This window comes from Microbacterium sp. Soil_C_42 (assembly GCF_057656735.1).
The window spans coordinates 36,218-54,368 of sequence record NZ_JBDGJU010000023.1 but is presented as its reverse complement, the minus strand read 5'-3'; the positions used below and the strand labels follow the sequence as shown (position 1 = coordinate 54,368).

The following is an 18,151-nucleotide window of genomic DNA, read 5'->3' as shown; positions in this document are numbered from 1 at the left end:
CGAGACCCGACCGGTCGCCGAGCTGGAAGACATCGACGTCGCTGCCGCCCCACACGTTCGTCAGGCGGTCGCCGACGGGGTTGGCGGTGGACGGCGAGCAGGTTCCGACGGGATAGCCGTAGGTGCCGCCCGCCCCGACGAAGCAGTCGGCGATGATCCGACCGCGCAGGATCATCGTGGTGCCGTGCTCGGGGTCGGGAACCGCCAGCGTGCCGCCGGTGTCGGCGTTGCCGACGTCCCCGCGGATGTCGATGGCCCGGTCGGCGAGGATCTGCGTGAACGGGTGGAGGGTCACGTCGTCGCCGACCCGCAGCTCGACGCCGCCCGCCTCGGCGAAGACCGTGCCGTTGGGGATCACGCGCGGGTGGTCGGGGTTGTTGCCCGGAACCGTGCTGTCGTCCTCGGCGAAGTTCGCGGTGCCGTTGCGGATGAGGAACAGGTCCTCGTCGAGCTGCGCGCTCTCCCGGACGGTGATGCGGATGTCGCCGCCGGTCGCGTGGGCGAAGAGGAGGCGGAGGTAGGCATCGGTCTCGGTGAGCCAGATTCCGGCGGATGCCTCGAGCGCGACGTCGTCGGCGACCGCGACGAGTCCGGCATCCGAGGTGCCGTTCGCGTTGTCGGCGCAGTTCTCGTTGTCGCACGCGAACGGCGAGCCGACGAGCGAGTCGATCTCGAGGTCGTTCGCGGCGACGCCGATCGAGCCACCGTGCGCGTCGATGTCGATCGTCTGGCCGATCACGTCGGCAGCGGCGTCGTCGAGGGTGTCGAGGATGCTGCCGCTGCGCGTCCGCAGCGACACGTTGCCGGTGGCGAGCGAGTCGTCACCCGCGGTGTGCACGATGCCGATCTGCAGGTGGCCGGCGACCTGGTCGATGTAGATGCCCTGCGTCTTGTCGTCGTCGGCCGCCGTGTCGAAGGCGTCGAGGTGCCCGGTGGGTCCGCCGACCGCGTCGACCTGGATCTCGAGGAAGTTGCCGGCCAGACCGATGCCGCCCGAGCCCGACACGCTCCCCGGCTGGCCGAGGCCGTTGTCGCCGGCGACGAGGGTGATGTTGCGACCGGTGACGTCGACGCCGGTCGGCGTGCCCGCCGCGCAGTCGAGGTCGTAGGCGTCGACGCAGGTGCGGTCGTCGTCGGTGTCGATGATGCCGGCGTCGAGCTCCGCATCCAGGATCCGCGCCGGCGAGCGGAGCGTGACATCGGCGGCGATCGTGGCCGTGGTGCACGCCTTCGGCGTCGCGCCCGTGCACAGGCCGGTGGCGTGGATGTGGCCGACGCGCAGGTCGCCCTTCGCGCTCTGCTCGACCACGGTGATGTTCCCGTTGGTCAGCACGTCGATCTTGCCTGAGCCGTCGGTGACGCCGTGCACCGCGCCGGTCTCGTCGTCGGTCCACGTCGCGTCCCCGTCGGTGTAGGCGAGGATGGTGACCTCGGTCGCCGGCGACGGGTGGAAGATCGCGATGCTGTGGCCCGCGCGGATGTCGCTGAAGGTGACGTTCGTGCGGATCGGGTCGAGGTCGGTGCCGAGACCGACGAGCACGACGGTGCCGCCCACGACAACAGGTGCATCCACGCCGCCCGCGCACGACGGGCCGTCGGGCCGGAAGAAGCACGTTGTCTGCACGCTCTCGATCGGGCTGCCGGAGCCGTATGGGGCGGGCTTGTCGTTCGGGTCGTAGATGTCGACGCGGATGTCGGCGACATCGAGCGGGTCGATGCCCTCGGCCGCGTCTCGGAGGATGACGACGGCGTCGTAGCCGGCCTTGATCGGGCCGAGGACGGGGGCGATCGGGCTGGTGCTCGCGGTGAGTGACGAGCGGCGGAGTGTCGTGACGTCGAGGTAGAGGCTCTGCCCGGCCTCGGCGTCGAGGAAGACGGGCTTGAGGACGGCCGGGACGCCGATCTCTCCGGTGTGGAAGATCTGGACCAGGACCAGGGCGATCGGGTTCGGGATCGTGCCGATCGAGCCCTGCTCGGCGTCGAGGGTGACGCGGTTGCTCGTGATGACTTCGTCGCCGGCGTCGATGCCGCGAAGGATGGAGCCCCGGTGGTTCGTGATCCGGGTCGAGCCGAGGTTGTTGCGGATGTCTCCGTCGTAGGTGACGTCGAAGCCGGTCGTCTTCGTGGCGCGCAGGCTCTCGATGACGATATCGGTCGCGGGGAAAATGTGCTGGAGGTGCCAGAACCACTGCGTCGCCGGGGGCGCGTGCGGACCGTTGTCGACCGACACGCTGATGATGGCGGACGGCACGACGTCGAGGTCGGCGTTGAGCACGTCGATCGAGACGCTGTCGGGGTCGGCCGTGCCCTTGATGAAGATGGCCTTGTCGGAGCTGTTGCGGATGAGCACCGAGTTCCAGGTCTGCTGCATGTAGAACATGCCGGCCGTGCCGTGGATGAGTCCGCTGCAGTCGCCGTCGCAGCTGCCGCCGGCGTCGTTGGCCTCGAAGAGCGCAGCCGGCTTCTCGTCGTACAGGATCGGGTCGATCCAGATCGTGTCGCCGGAGATCGTGTCGCCGATGCCGAGGGGCGCTCCGAACTGCGTCGAGCGCACGACGACGTTGCCCGACTTGGCGATGATCTTGCCGGACGAGTCGACGATGAGCACGGGGTTCGGCTCCCCGAGCAGGAAGACGGTCGACTCCCACAGGATGTCGCGGCGGGGCTGGTAGTTCACGTCCGCGTCCGAGCCGCCCACGTCGAACAGGCCGCCGGAGCGGTGCGCGTAGGCGTACAGCCGGTCGAAGCTCGTCAGCGACGAGACGACGAGCTCGCTCGTGCGCACGATCGACTCGTCCACGCCGCGGATGAGCGAGTCGCCGAGGAAGGTCACGTGCGCCCGGGCATCCGTGTCGCCGCCGCCGCAGCCGCAGTTGGAGTTGGCGATCGCCTGCAGGTCGAGGTTCTTGTGCACGGCGCGCAGCCGGACCTCCTCGCCCTCCGACACCGACCCGTTCGCGATGGTCGTGGTGACGCTGTCGTTGACGTGGACATAGGCGCCGGCATCCGAATCCGCGCCCAGCGCATACGCGTCGGAGTCGGACCGCGCGAACCCGCGCGCGAGCTCGTCGTGCTCGACACGGGCGCCCGTGTCGCCGGCGAAGTCGACGCTCCAGCGCACGCCGCTGCCCGCCGAGTACTGCACCAGCGCACCCCGCACGCTCGCGGTGCCGGTGAGGGTGGTGGCGACGGATGCCGCGTGCTCGCGGCCGATGCCGACGCCCTGCTGGTCGTCGTCATTGGCGTCGGAGTTCGTTCCGAGACCGCCCGACCCGGAGGAGGCCCGGGCGTTGCCGAGGAAGGCCGCCGCCGCGTCGAGGAGGATCGTGCGGTTCGCGAAGAGGTCGCCGGCGACCTCGACATCGATGTCGTAGCCGATCTCGAGGTCGACGTCGGTGTCTGCGCCGGCGATGAGGCCGCCGGTGCGGTTGACGGCCTCGCCGTTCGCGCGGCTCTCGCCGAAGGCCGTGATCTGGATGTCGCCGCTCGCGAAGATCGAGGCGCCGTCGGCGACCTTCGTCTGCACGGTGTTGACGAGATCGGCGATGGCGTTCGATGCGCCGAATCCGAGGAAGCCGCCGCCCTTGCCCACCGAGCTCACGGCGACCTGCGCGTACGAGCGACCGTCGACGAGGACGCCCTTGCCGCGGAGCGTGCCGCCCTGCACCACGACCGACACGGTGGGCTTGACCGTCGCCTCCGAGTACACGTCGCTGAAGCGGAACAGGCCGCCGCCGACGCCGGTCGACGTGGCGCTCACGATGCCGTTCTCCGACGGGCCGACCTGGCTGCCCGGGCCGCCGACGCCGATCAGCACGTGCGGTGTGGCGGGGGGCAGTCCGCCGGCATCGAGGTCGATGTAGAGCCGCTGCGTGCCCGCCGCGCCGCTGGTCACCGCGATGCCCTGGTCGATCAGGTAGTGGGTGCCGAGCTTGTCGATGAGACCGCCGACGACGTTGCCCGCGGCATCCAGCAGCCGAATGTGCGTGCCGTCGACGACGTCGATGAAGTACATGTTGCCTTCGACGAGGCCGATCGGCTCGTACCCGACGCGACGCAGCGAGTGGTTGGCGAGGATCGAGGGGAAGTAGTTCGGGTCGCTGATGTTCAGCACCGTCGACAGCGAGATGACCTGGATGACGCCGGCGCACGAGTTGCCCACGCCGCCGTCGCCGGGAGTCGTGTTGTACGTGCCGATGCCGGCGCGGCACGGGTTCAGCGCGAGGCGCAGCATATGAGGCCCGGCCGCCGAGACGCCGAACAGGCCGTCCGGGTCGCCGAGGTAGACGTAGTACGTCTGGCCGTGGTTCAGGCCCGTGATTGCGGGACCGTTCGTGACCGAGTACTTCACCGCGTCGCCGGTCGACCAGCCGTGGCTCGGCGCGTAGATGGTGTTCCACGAGCCGTCGCGCACGATCTGGCCGTCCCCGTTCGTGACCAGCTGTCCCGAGCTGTTCGTGTCGATGTCGATGAGCGTGTTCTTGAAGTCGACTGTCGCCGGTGCCGCGTAGACGACCGCGCGCCCGTCGAGTCCCCCCGAGTTCGCCACCGCGATCTCGGTGGGGCTGGTCACGGTCGTGAAGCTCACGACGACGTTGCCGTCGTCGTCGAGCTGGCTCGTGGACAGGCGGATACGGTTGTCGTCGATCGCGAAGATCCAGTACGACAGGCCGCAGACGAGACCCGCAGCGGGCAGCGTGCCCATGGCGCCCGAGCCGTTGCAGTCGTAGACCACCTTGTCGCCGGTGCGGAAGTTGTGGCCCTGCGGGAAGAAGATGCTGCCCGTCGCCACCTCGACGCTCACGTCCGCGCCGGTGTCGGGGTCGTTGAAGTCGAGCGCTTCGCCGAGGCGGATGGTCGTGTCGTTGACCTTGATCACGCCGTACGTGCGACCGTCGCCGAGTCCGCCGATCGCATTCGGGTTCGGAAGCGTCCCGTTGTCGATCTGCGGGATGCCGGTGGCCGGGGCGGAGTAGCTGACGTTGGCGCCCGTCTGCACCCCGTGCGGGAGCGCGAAGCAGATGGTGTCGGCGCCGTTGCAGTTGATCGCGAGGATCGTGCCGTCGGAGACGGTGCCGGGTGCGACGCCGTGCAGGCCCGTCAGCGACAGGAGTCCCCCGGCCTGCACGAACCCGCCCGTGACGAGGGCGTAGACCTTCGGTTCGGACGTGGACTCGGCCGTGAACCCGGCCTGGATGTCGATGAGGCCGCCGGAGGTCGCGTCGGCGTAGGAGTCGGCGTCGGCCAGCGACTGTGCGAGCACCGTCACGTCGCCGGAGGCCGTGACCTCGCCGCCGCCGATCGTGGCGCGCACCTCGGACTTCGTGGTCGCATCGGCGGAGGAGGCCGAGACCGCGAGAAGCCCGATGCTGAGGCTGTCGACGCTGGCCGTGGTCGAGTCCTGCCCGATGGCCCTGACCTCCATCGAACCCGCTCCGGCGATACCCACGGTGCCGACGGCCGGATCGACTGTCGTCGTGCCGACATCACCGATCAGCTGCGCCTTCGTGACGGCGAAGCTGGAGGCGTTCGGGAACATCACCCCGATGCTCACGGCACCGATGCCCTTGCCGCCGGCGATCGCGGTGGCGTCGTTGTCGGCGTGGGCGTCGAGGAGCAGCTTGCCGGTGAGACCCGAGATCTCGGCAGCGTCCCCGACGACGGCCGACGTCACCGTCGATGCCGTGATCGTCGCCTTGCCCTCGGCACCCGAGACCCCGATGATGCCCGTCGACAGCACCTTGGCCGTCGCGGTGGCCTCGTTGTCGGCGTCCGCCTCGACGGTGAGGTCGTGACCCGAGGTGACGGTGCCGCTCCAGTCCGCCCCGGTCTGCGCACCGATCTCGGCGACGGGCGCCGACACGGCGACACCACCGAGGAAGCCGCCCGTGATGACGTTCGAGAACGCCGTGGCGCGGTTCGTGGACGTCGCGGTGAAGTCGTAGTCCGCGCCGCTCGCACCGAGCGAGCCCGCACCACGGGCGAACGTCTCGCCGCTCACATGCGCGTAGGCCGCGCCGATCGCCAGGCTCACCAGCGCGATGGCCGCGGTCAGCACGCGTGCTTCGGCTGTGCTGCCGGCGGTCGCGCGCACTCGAACCGCCGTCGCCCCGGTGACGGCGCCGTTCATGGTCGCGGCGACCTCGTTGTCGACCTCGGCGATCGCGATCATGGCCTTGAGGTCGATGAGTCCGCCCGAGATCGCGTCGACGACCGCTTTCGCGAAGCTGCCGTCGCCGTGGGTCTTCGCGGTCACCGCGATGATGCCGGTGGAGTTCAGCGTGCCACTGGCCACGGTCGCACGCACCCACGCGCCGGACGTGACCTCGACGCTCGCCCACGCGCCGGCGAGTCCGATGAGGGCGATCCCGCCCATGAAGGTGTCGGACGTGGCCCGGTTCTCGGCATCCGCCTCGACGGTGATGCCCGACGCGTTCGTGATGCTTCCGGCGACCTCGGCGAGGGTGTGACCCGACAGCACCGCGAACACGACCTGGATCTGGACGCTGACGCCTCCGCCACCGCCCGCGGGCGCCGTCACGCTCGCCTCGTTGTCGGCGGTCGCGCGGACCGTCACCTGCCCGGTCGTCGTGGTGTTCCCGCGCAGCGCCGATTCGAGGTGTCGCGAGGAGTTCGCGCGCGCCACCGTCACGCCGAGCGCGAAGGCGCCGACTGTGACGTTCAGCGTCGTGACGCCGACCGTCCGGGTGCCGTCGGCCGTGACCGAGACGCCGCCCGCGCCGATCGTGCCGACGGGCGCCGCCGATGCGCGCGCCGTGCCGCCCAGTTCGACGAAGGTGAGCACGCCGCCGATGCCGACCGCGCCGCCCGCCAGCGAGATGCCGAGTGCCGTCACCGTCACGTTGTCGGTGACCTTCGCCTCGTACTTTCCGACCACGCCGCCTGCCCCGACCGCCACGGTGCCGTTCTCGAGGGCCGTCGCCGGGTCGTAGCCGCTCACCGCGCGGTTGTCGCCGTCGACGCTGACGTACGCGATGGCGAACCCGACGGCTCCTGCACCGACTGCGACACCGATCGAGTAGACCTCGAGCGAGCGGTTCGCGACGGACTCGAGCAGCACCCGGCCTCCGGCCCGGCGCAGCTGAGCCCCGGAGTCGATGTGTGCGAATTGCCGGCTGGTGTCCTTGATGACGGTCACCTGACCGCCGATGCCGACGAAGCCACCGCCTGCGGCGAGGCCGAAGCCGAGTCCGTGCTCGGTCATGACCGCGCGCACGCTGATCTCGTCGGACCCTCCGGCGCCCGCCGTGATCTGGGCGTTCCGGCCGACGGATGCCTCGGTGTTGCTGCGGATGTTCAGCACCAGCACCGATCCGCCGCCGCCGACGAAGCCGCCGCCGATCGCACCCGCGATGCCGAGGATCTCGAGGTCGTCGATCGCCCACACGCGCACCGACCGGCCCGCGCTGATGATGCCGTCGATGGATGCCGTCGTCCCGCCGGCCGGCGGGATCGCGAGGGCGTCGGCGGTGAGTCCCGTGGTCGGAGCGGCACCCGCGATGCCCGACGAGGCGCCTGCCATGGCGGCGTCGACGCGCGAGTTCGTCTTCTCCTCGCCGTCGATCATGACCCACTCCGACGGCTTGGCCTCGGGCGAGGCGCCCACGGTCGTGGAGTTCCCGGTGGGGCGGTACTTGTGCCCGTTGAAGGTCACGTACGAGCTCGCGTCGTCCTTGTCGTACGAGACCGCGTTGCTCCACGCGGTGAAGGTCCGCGTGCTGGTGGTGCCGTTGAGCGCGTCCTTGTAGCCGCCGTCGCCCTTGGCGATGGAGTCGGCTTCGTCGGTGTTGTCCTTCGCGGTGGGCGCAGCATCCGTCTCGCCCTCCCACTCGCCGCTGGTGCCGGGGGTGTCGTTCGCGTGGTCGATCGTCGCCGCCCAGCGCTTGCCGCCGTGGGTGACGACGTCGCCCTTGAGGTAGAACAGGTCGGCGTCGTTCGCGACCGTCGAGCTGTAGTCGCCCCGGAACCGGCCGCCGTCGGCCTGGTGGTAGGTGCCCGACTGCTGCACGCCGATCGCCCAGATCGACAGCGAGATCGCGAGGCCCACGGCGCCGCCCGCGATGCTCACCGCGATCGAGCTGACGTCCTTCACCGACAGCGCGAAGACCTCGACGTCGTCGTTCGCCTGCACCGTGGCGCCGGTGCCGATCGCCGCCTGCACGCTGGTGTCGGCGATGCCGATGTCGATGCCGCCCGCCACGCCGACGAATCCGCCCGCCGCGCCGCCGGCGATCGTCAGGGACTTGAAGCGGTCGACCGCCGACACGTTCACCGACTGCGCGGCGGAGGCTCCGGCGAGCGTGTTCACGAGGCTGCCGGCCGCGATGAAGGCCTTGGTGGTGACGCGGAGCAGCGTGACGGCGATGCCGCCCGCGACGCCGACGAACCCGCCGCCGATCGCCGGCACGAGCCCGAAGACATCCTCCGAGCTGGACGCCTGGATGGCGACGCCGTGGAACGGGGTGCCGACGCCGTAGCGGTCGAAGCGGTCGCCCGTGATCGTGCCCGCGTACACATCGGGGAGCCCTGCGCCCGTGGCCGCGGCATCCACCACCGATCCTGCGCCGAGAGAGGCCTGCGTGTCCTTCGTGAGCAGCGCGATGCCGACAGCTGCTCCGACACCGACCACTCCGCCCGCGATGGCGGCGGTGATGAGGATCGCCTTCGTGTCGTCGCTCGCGAGGACGAGCACGTTGTTGCCGGCGCGCAGCGTCGCTCCGCCGGAGGTGCAGGTCGCGGCGTCGCCCGCGGGCGTGCCCGTGCAGGCGTACGTCTTGGTGTTGAGGATCGAGACGGCGACCGTGGCCGCGACGCCCACCGTGCCGCCGCCGGCGCCGACCACGACCGAGACGACGGCGTCCTTCGCCCGCGCGGTCACGGCGATGTCCCCGCGCGCCCGGACGATCGCACCGCTGCCGACGTGGGCCCGGGTGTTGAGGTTGACGACGCGGACGCCGACGGGGATGGCCACCGCGGCGCTGCCCGCGATCGACAGCGCCCCGGCGATGCCCAGGTGGTAGAACTGGCTCGCCGCCGCGACGAGCACGCTCTGCGCGGTGCTCGATCCGGCCGTCGCCGCACTGCAGTCTGCGTTGCAGTTGACGCGCGCGCTGTCGCCGATCCATGCGTACGTGTGGACGTTGTCGACGTTCACCGCACCGGCGAGGTTGACCGCCGCGGTGCCGGCGACTCCGGCCGAGATGCCGACGACGGCGATGTCGTCGCTGCTGCTCGCGGTGACCGCGACGCCGCGGAAGGTGTCGGTCGACAGCTCGACGACCCGCGGCCCGTAGGCGCTCGCGTCGCCGCCGGGGGTGACGCCGCTCTTCACGATGCTGTGCCCGCGACCCGTCGTGTTCACGGTGCCGAGTCCGGTGAGGATCACGCCGCCCTTGTCTTCGGGCTTGTTCCGCAGCTTCAGCTGGTTCGCGGCGAGACCGCTCGTCTCGGCGTAGTACGTTCCGCCGTCGACGAGGCCCGAGATCGGGAGGCCGCCGCCGGAGCTGTAGACGACGGTGTCGCCGTCGCTGAAGCCGTGATCGTACGGGAGGGTGATGAGCCCGCCCGCGCCGATCGCGCCGGCCTTCAGCGGGTTGAAGCGGAGCGAGTCGTCCTTGCGGACGCCGGCCTGGTCGGTCGGTATGAGGCGGTGGCTCTCGCCGGTGCCGCCCGAGACGCCGATCGCGGCGTCCTGCAGGTTCTGCTGGTGGTGCAGCTTGACGCGGAACGCGTCGACGACCTCGACGTAGTACACCTGCTGCGCAGTGACCTCGTCGCCGGGGGTGTCGTCGAGCCCCGCGATGTTCGCACCGTAGCCCGAGTCGTAGATGACCTCGTCGCCGTTGTGGAAGCCGTGCGCGAAGCCGAGGTTGATGACCCCGCCGCCCTCGAGGGCGACCGACGGGTCGAAACGCGTGTCCTGCGTCGTGACGGTGTACCCGCCCGTGACGACGTCGAGCGCCGAGCCGTTCCCGAGGCCGATCACGCGGGAGAACGCCCCGATGAACGACCGCGTGCTCTTGGTGACGACGGGAACGGCGACCGCGGCGCCGACCGCCGCGGTGCCGCCGCCCGAGATGTTGCCCGCGATGACGTTGAGACGGAGGCGATCGGATGCTGCGACCCGGACGCTCCCCGACACCTCGAGGTCTGCGCGGTCGGAGGCCGACGTGCCGTCCTGCACGTACGCGCGGGTCGTGATGTTGATGACGGAGACACCGGCGTTGACGTTGACCGCCGCGGTGCCGCCGAAGCCGCCTCCGACCGAGATCGAGTCGATCCCCTCGGTCGAGATGGCGTCGACCGTGAGGTTGCCGGAGCCCCGGACCACGGCATCCTTCCCGATCCAGGCCTCGGTTGTCTTGTTCAGCACCTCGACGTCGACGCCCGCGCCCACGCCGGCGGTGCCGCCGTAGGTGAGCTGCCCCGCGAGCGACAGGATCGTCGTGTCGTCCTGCGCCTTCACTGCCACGTTCGTCGTGGGCTGGCTCACGCTGCCGAGCAGGCTCGCCTTCGTCACGTCCGTCGTCGTGTTGACGACGACGGAGCCCGCGACGCCCGCCGTGCCGCCGCCTGAGCCGCCGACTGCGAGAAGCAGCAGATCCGCGGACTGGGTGGCCGAGACCGTGAGTCCCGCGCCGCCCGCCTGGACGTCGGCGCCCGCGCCCACTTCCGCCTCCACGGTGCTGCCGCGGACTACGACGACGGCTGATGCTCCGACGCCCGCGGAGCCGCCGCCGACCGCGAGGTTGCCCGCCGCGACGTCGGCCTCCATCTCGCGGCTCGCGGCCACGGTCACAGCGCCCGTCGCGTGGACGGTGCTGTTCGCGCCGATGTGGGCACGTACCTTCGGGTCGGAGCCCCCCTGGTCGAAGACGAAGACGATGACCGCGCCGGTCACGGCGACGGAATTGAGGCTCACGCCGCCGGCGATCGCGAGGAGGAACCAGTCCTCCGTGCCCTTCGCCTCGACGGTGACCGAGCCGCCGGCGTCGACATCGGCGGAGGACCCGATCCACGCCCGCACGTTGGAGTTGGCGACCACGACGACGACCGTGATGCCGACGCTCGCCGAGCTCTGGCTGAGTGCCAGGGTGCCGCCGACGTCGACGACGTCGAGCGAGTCCTCGGCGTGCACCGTCACCGACTGGCCGGCGCCGCCCGCGATCGTCTGGTTCACCTGCGCGCCGTCGCCGATCCAGGCGCGGGTGTCGATGTCGAAGATGTCGACGATGAACGCGCCGGTGACGGCCGCGCCGTCGTTGCTCGCACCGCCGGCGATCGCGACCGACGACAGTTTCAGCCAGTCGATCTTGCCGGCGAGCGGCTTCGGCACCTCAGGGACCAGCGGCTCGACCGCGGTGGTGGCCGACACGGATGTCGCGCCCGCGGCGTTCGTCGTCGTGACGGAGCCGGCCGCGGTGCCCGACTCGATCGCCGCGGTCGTGGTGATCTCGAAGTAGTTGACCGAGAACGCCCCGCCGATGGCCGCACCGCTGTCGGTGGAGAGCGCGCCCGCGATCGCGAGGTTCTGGAACCCGAAGCGCTGGCCGGCGAAGACGGTGATCGCGCCGTTCGCCGCCTGGAGGGTCGCACCCGCGCCCACCTTCGCCTCGGTCGTGAGCAGCAGGATCTGCACCGCCGCGCTGCCGGCGAACGACGTGCTCTGGCCGCCTCCGGCGGCGAAGGCCCAGGCGACGAAATCGTCGCGCGACGGCGCGTTCGACACCAGCGGGGTCGAGGCGCGGACGATCACGCCGCCGTTGCCGCTGACCGTGGCGTCGGTGCCGATCTCGGCGCGCGTCGTGATGTCCTGCACGTTCAGGCTGATGGCGGCGCCCACTCGCGTGCCGCTGGACTGCAGGTCGATAGCCGATCCCATCGCGAGCGCCCGCGCGTTCGCGGCGAGGAGGCTCTGCACCGTGACCGCGCCGCTCAGCGCCGTCACGGTCACGTTCGCGGCGATGCGCGCCGTGCTCGTCGCCACCACCCAGTTCACCGCGACCGCCGCGCCGACCTGCGTCGACCCGCTGCCGGTGCCGGACTGGCTCGAGGACTGGCCGTTCGCGCCGGACGCGCCGTTCGAGCCGTTCGTGCCCCCGTTGGAGGTCGGCATCGAGTTCGTGTCGCTCTTGGTGCCCTGCGTGTTCGGGTTCGAGCCGCCGACGGCGTCCTTCGACTCGTCGTCGCCCGACTTGCCCCCGCTTTCGGCGCCCTTCGCGCTCGCGACGGCCTTCGCTTCGGACCGCACCTCCGACACCGCTTCGACGGTGACCGCGGTCCCCTGCACGTTCCGGGCGATCTCGGCGAGCGTGTCCCATCCGACGACCGCGTTGACGACGACGGTGGCTCCGACCGCGGTGCTCTTGCCCGCCGCATCCGCGTTGGCCTCCGTCGCGATCCACGTCACGTGCGTTGCCCGCACGACGACCGCGCCGGTCTGCACCGTCGCGGCGCCGCCGGCGATGCGCGCGGTCACGTGGTCGTCCACGCTGATCACGAGGGCGACCACGGGCGTGACCGCCGTATCGCCCGCGGTGCCGCCCTCGGCCTTGGTCGCGAGGTCGCGGAACCCGGCGGCCGAGACGGTGAGTGCGCCGCCCCCGCTGAAGCCGCCCGAGATGCGGGCGGTCACGTCGCTGCCGTCGATGACCTGCAGCGCGAACGAGGCGCCGACGCCCGTCGCCGAACCCACCTTCGCCTTGCTGGTGGCGGTGGCCGCGTCGCGCTCGTTGCTCTGGGCGCGGATGACGGATGCCCCGGACGAGAGCGTGACCACGGCTCCGGCCGGCACCAGCGCTTCGATGGTGCTGCTCAGGACGTTGATGGCGAGGGCGCCGGCGACGCCGACGCTCGTGGACTTGCTCGCTCCGGCGCGCGCGGTCGACACGATCTCGTGCTCGAACAGCCGGAACAGCTGGTCGGCGGCGGGGCTCGTCGGCACGGCGTCGCCGTCGCCGACGGTGACGCCGTTCTGCTTCACCCAGGCGTGGCTGCCGTTGCGCTTGTAGAAGCCCACCGTGTTCGCGCCGTCGGCCTTCGTGAGCTCGAACCAGGTGTCTTCGGCGATCTGGTCGGTCGGCAGCTGCGACTTCTCGACCACGGTGTTCTTCGTGACGAACACCCATGCGCCGCCCTCGCCCTTCCAGACGCTGCCGGCCGGGTGGCCGTCCTTCTCGGCGTCGAGGACATACCAGTTGCCGTTGACGACCGAGGCGGGCAGCGTGTCGACGGTGCCGGTGAGGCTGACGTCGGTCTCCATGCTCCAGCTGCCGCCGGAGTACTTGTACAGCCCGTCGTCGCCGCCCGACACGTCGTCGCCGTCGGCGTTCGTCTTGACGAAGATCAGATCGCCCTCGCTCGGGCCGGGCAGCTGCTCGCCGGATTCGACGGTCTCCCAGCGCTTCGCGACGTCGTTCCAGCGGCGCACGACGTCGTCGGTGTCGCCGTCGAGCATCTCGGCGATCACGGTGAGCCCCGTCGCCGTGATCGCCGATGCCCCCGTCGTGGCACGGACCGTGATGTCGACGGCCTGCACGGCGACGCCGGCCCCGACACCCACGGAGCCCTTCGTCGCCGTGTCGCCGCGTGCATCGGCGAGCGAGTCGGTGTCGCCGCGGGCGATGAGCGACACCGCTCCGCCCGCCGCGACGGCGATGCCGTCGGCGAACCGCGCCGTCACCGTTCCCGAGACGACGGCGATGGCGATCGCGCCGGCGATCGACACCGAGTTGCCGCTCGAGGAGCCGCTGGAGTTCTGACCGGTCGCCGCCTTCGGCGTCTGCGTCGTGGAGGTGCTGCCGCCGCCGTTGGCGGACTTCGTGGACTTCGCGTTGCCGAGGTTGTCGTCGGCCTTCTCGTTGACGTCCTTGCCGCCGGAGTCCTTGCCCTCCGACGGCTTGGCGCCCTGGGCCGCGGCCTTCGCGGTGGTCTTGGCGTCGATGCGCTGGGTCGCGGTGAACGAGACCGCGCCGGTGGTGGTGAGGCTGCGGTCGCTGCCCGAGGTGGACGAGACGTCGTCGAGGATGGCGAGGGCGAGCGAGATGCCGATGCCGGCGGTGCTGCCGGCGACCGTCGAGCCCTTCGCCGTGGTGTCGGCGGTGACGGTCTGGGTGGCGGAGGCGGTGATGCTCGACGCGCTGAGCGGAGCGGAGCCCTTGCCGACCGAGGCGCTGGTGCGGATGACCGCGAGGAGGATGGCGACCGAGGGGGTCACGCTGACCGTGGCGGAGGCTGCGCCGGCCTCGCCTTCGGTGGTGAGCACGACATCGTGCGTGGCGGTGATGCTGACGGCGCCTGCTCCTGTGAGGGGAGGGCCGCGGGTCGGGTCGGCGGCCTGGCTGATGCCCGCGTACACCAGGTGCGTCGGCAGGTTCAGGGCGACGGCGGCCCCGATGCCGACGGTGCCGTCCCCGGACTGCGTGGCCTTCGCGGAGGCCTTGTCGTTCGACTTCGACCCGGCGCTGATCGACACCGCGCCGCCGCCCGTGATGACGACGCCCGGGATCTGCCCGGGCCCCGGGAAGGGCGAGTTCGAGCCGTCGGCGTCGAGGACCGCGCGGGTGCTCTCGTTGACGATGTTGAGGGCGAAGGCCGCGGCCACGCCGAGCGTGCCGTCGGTGTGCGAGGCACCCGCTTCGGCGACCGCCAGCGTGGTGTGGGTTCCCGCGTCCTTCATCTGAGCCGTGATCGTGAGACCCGACGCCTGCACGCCCGCGCCGACGCCCACGCCGGCTTCGGTGGTGATCGTGACCTTGTTGACCGCGACCGCGGCGCCGATGCCGACGGTCGACGAGTTCGTCGCCGTGCCCTTGGCCGAGGCCGAGGCATCGGTGTCGGCCCGAGCCACGAAGCTGAGAGTGCCGCCGGTGGAGACAGACGCGCCCGGCAGCAGCATGGCGCGCGCCACCGAGGTGACGAGATTGAACGCGATCGCGGCGGCGACGCTCACGCTGGTGCCGTCCTCGTTCTTCGCCTGCGGCGTGGTCGAGCCGCCGCCCGCGCCACCGCTGGTGCGGCCCGCGGCGTTGCCGAGCTTCGCGTCGGACTTCGTGTTGACGTTGTCGCTGCCGGCGTTGCCGCCGCCCTGGTTCTCGGCGGGCGCGCCGGTGGCGCTCGCCTCGGCGGCCGTGGCCGTCGTGGACGTGCCGTCAGCGGTGAGACCGACGTCGCCGGTCGCGGTGACGGCACGGGCGACGGATGCCTCGACCTCGTGATCTGCGGACGTCAGAGCGAACGAGATGGTCATGGCCAGCGACGATCCTGCGCCCGCGTTCGTCGCGCCGGTGGCGCTCGTCGTCGCCTTGGCGGTCTGGGTGGCGGTGGCGGCCAGCGATCCGAGCGTGAGAGCCGGCCCCGCGAGGACTCCGGCGAACGTGCGGACGTTGTGGATCGCGATGCTCGCGACGCCGGTGAGGGTCGCACTGGTGCCGCCGTCCGATCCGCCGACGGTCGCCGTGGTGGCGTCGTCTGCGCCGGTCGCCGTCATCGTCAGGACGCCGATGCCGGAGGGTGAGGCACCTGCGCCGATCGCCGCGACGATGTCGTCGCGGATGAGACTCAGCGCGACGGAGGCCCCGGCTCCGACGGCGCTGCCGTTGTCTCCCCCGAGCTCCTGCTTGGCCGTCGCCTTGGCCGTGCTCTTGTGCGCGCCGCGCGCCGTGATGCTCACTGCCCGGTCGGCGAACGAGCCGGCACCGTCGATCGTGGCCGAGGTCAGCGCGTCGATCTTGGCGAGGGCGAAGGATCCTGCCACGGCGATCGAGCCGCCCGAGGTCTTCTTGCCCGAGACCGCGGTGGCGGTGAACGACGAGTCCCCGGCGTCGGGGCCCTCGGCGGCGATGGTGAGCCCGCCGGCAGCGTCGATCGCGCCGCCCTGGACGAAGGCCCGGGTCGAGAGGTCGGTGATCAGGAGGGCGATGCCGATCCCCACACCGTTGCCGCTCGCGCCGCCGCTGCCCGTCGTGGTGCCGCCGTCGCCGGTGACGGCGATGGTGTTCTTCCCCCGTGCCGTGACCTTCTGCGCGCCGGTCGTCGCGACCTTGGCGCCGACGATCCGGCCGGTGGTCTGCGAGGCGGTGAGCGCCATGCCGAAGGCGCCGGAGACGCCGATGCCTCCGTCGCTGGTGCTCGCCTGGCCGTTGCCGCGTCCGGCGCCGTTCGAGTTCTTGTTGTTCTGCGACGCGCCGCCGGGGCTGGCCTTCGCGGTGGCGGTGACGTCGGCCGTCTGCGACGCGAGGATCGTCAGGGACGCCGCCGTCGAGCCGGTCGCGTTGGTCGAGTCGATGGCGGCGTCGGTGGTCTGCGACAGGTGCGCGATCGCGACGCCCGCGCCGCTTCCCGCCTCGTGCGCGTCGCCGACGGCGTTGAGCGTGGCGCTGTTGGCAGCCTCGATCCCGAGCGCTCCCCCGACGATCATGCGCGCGTTCCCCGTGACCTTCCCGAGGGCGCTCGCCGTGACGCTCAGGATCGCGACAGCCGCGTCGAAGTCGCTCGACAGCGGGTCCTCGTCCTTCGACGGATCGGTCTGCGGCGTCGCGCCGACGTCCACTGTCGAGGTGGCCGAGATCGTCGCCGCGCCGTCGACGTCGACGACCGCGTCGCCGCCGACGGTGGCCGAGGCGTTCGAGGTGACGAACGCGGCGTCGCCGTAGTCCTTGATGAGGGTGACGGGCCCGACCGTGGCGGTGGCGGTGGCGGTGAAGTCCCCGGACGCCGTGATGGTCGCGCCGCCGCGCACGTCCACGATGGCGTCGGCGGCCGCGAGCACGAGATAGGCGGTGCCGGCGGTCGCGTCGGGCACGACGGTGGCCGTGGCCGTCAGCGTGATGCTGCCGGTGGCCGCCCCGCCGTCGCCCGTCGCGGTGAGCGACCCTCCGTCGACGATGACCGACGCGTCGGCATCGTGGTCGAGGCATTCCGTGAGACTGAAGTCGTCGAAGTCCGTGCAGTCGGGGACGTTCACCGGGATGCCGTCGGTGTTGCTCTCGGCCGCGGTGAGCGTGATGTCACCCGCGCTCAGCGAGCCGGTGACGGTGATCGTCTCGAACTCCGCGAGGAACGCGGCGAACACGAGGTTCAGCACGTCCGCGATGGTGAGCGAGTCACGTCCTCCGCCGCCCGTGATCTTCAGCACGGTGCCCGTGCCGATCGGCGCGGTGAACGTCGTGGTCTCGAAGGTGCCGTTGGCGCTGCGCAGCTGCAGCTGGCCCGCTGCCGGCCCCGCCTCGAGGACCGCATCGTCGTCCTTATCGTCGGCGAGGGCGAAGTCGACACCGGCGCCGGGGTCGTTGTCGGCGACGATCGGCTCGATGCCCGCGTACTCGACGCGGGCCGAACCGAACAGCATCACGCCGCTGGAGCCGTCCGACGGCTGCGAGGTGAAGCCGCCCGCGCCGCGGATGGCGAGCGTGTCGAATCCGGCAGCTCCGTCGAACCCGACTGTGATGGCGGGATCGGCACCGCCGAAGTCGATCGTGAAAGTGTCGTCGCCGGATGTGCCGGTGACGCGGATCACGGAGATCTCGGAGAGCGACCGGGTCACGCCCTCGAACGTCACGGTGCCGTCGCCGCGGAAGACCAGTGACGACGAGGTTCCCGACATCGTGATCACCCATGGGGCGGGCGCTGCAGGAGCCGCCGGAGCAGGCTCGGCCGGAACGGGCTCGACGGAAGCAGGCTCGGCCGGGGCCGCGGGCGCGGACGGGGCGGGAGCGGACGGTGCCGGCTCGACGACCTGTGGCTCGACGGGGGCCGGCGCAGGATCGACCGCCGGGGCGGGATCGGGCGCGGGGGCGGGATCGGGCGCGGGAGCAGGCGCCGGTTCCGGTGCGGGTGCGGGCTCGGCGGGTGCCGTCTCGGCGGGCACCGGCTCCGTCGGAGCGACGTCCGTCGCCTCGAAGGGCCGCACGTCGAGCGCGGCCGGTTGCCCGACCATCTCGCCGGACGCGGATGCCGCCTCCCCGCCGCTCACCGAGAGCTCCGGTGCCGCGGGTGCGGATGCCGGCGTCGGGGCGGAGTCGCGCGCGACGGTGACCGTCGCAGCCGCGGCGTTCGCGGGCGTGCCGAAGGGGATCGCAATGCTCACGGCGACGGCGATCGCCGTCGCATACGCGAGCATTCCGAACGCCAC

Annotated in this window: 1 protein-coding gene (only partly in view); it reads right to left on the bottom strand. The window is 71.4% G+C overall.

Annotated features, from left to right (window positions below; all coding sequences use genetic code 11):
• On the bottom strand, positions 1–18,151 hold the 5' portion of the coding sequence (locus AC3A46_RS13585) for a hypothetical protein (protein ID WP_487665661.1). 10,739 nt of this gene lie to the left of the window's left edge; 18,151 of the gene's 28,890 nt are visible here — the first part of the coding sequence; the start codon lies at positions 18,149–18,151; the stop codon falls past the left edge of the window.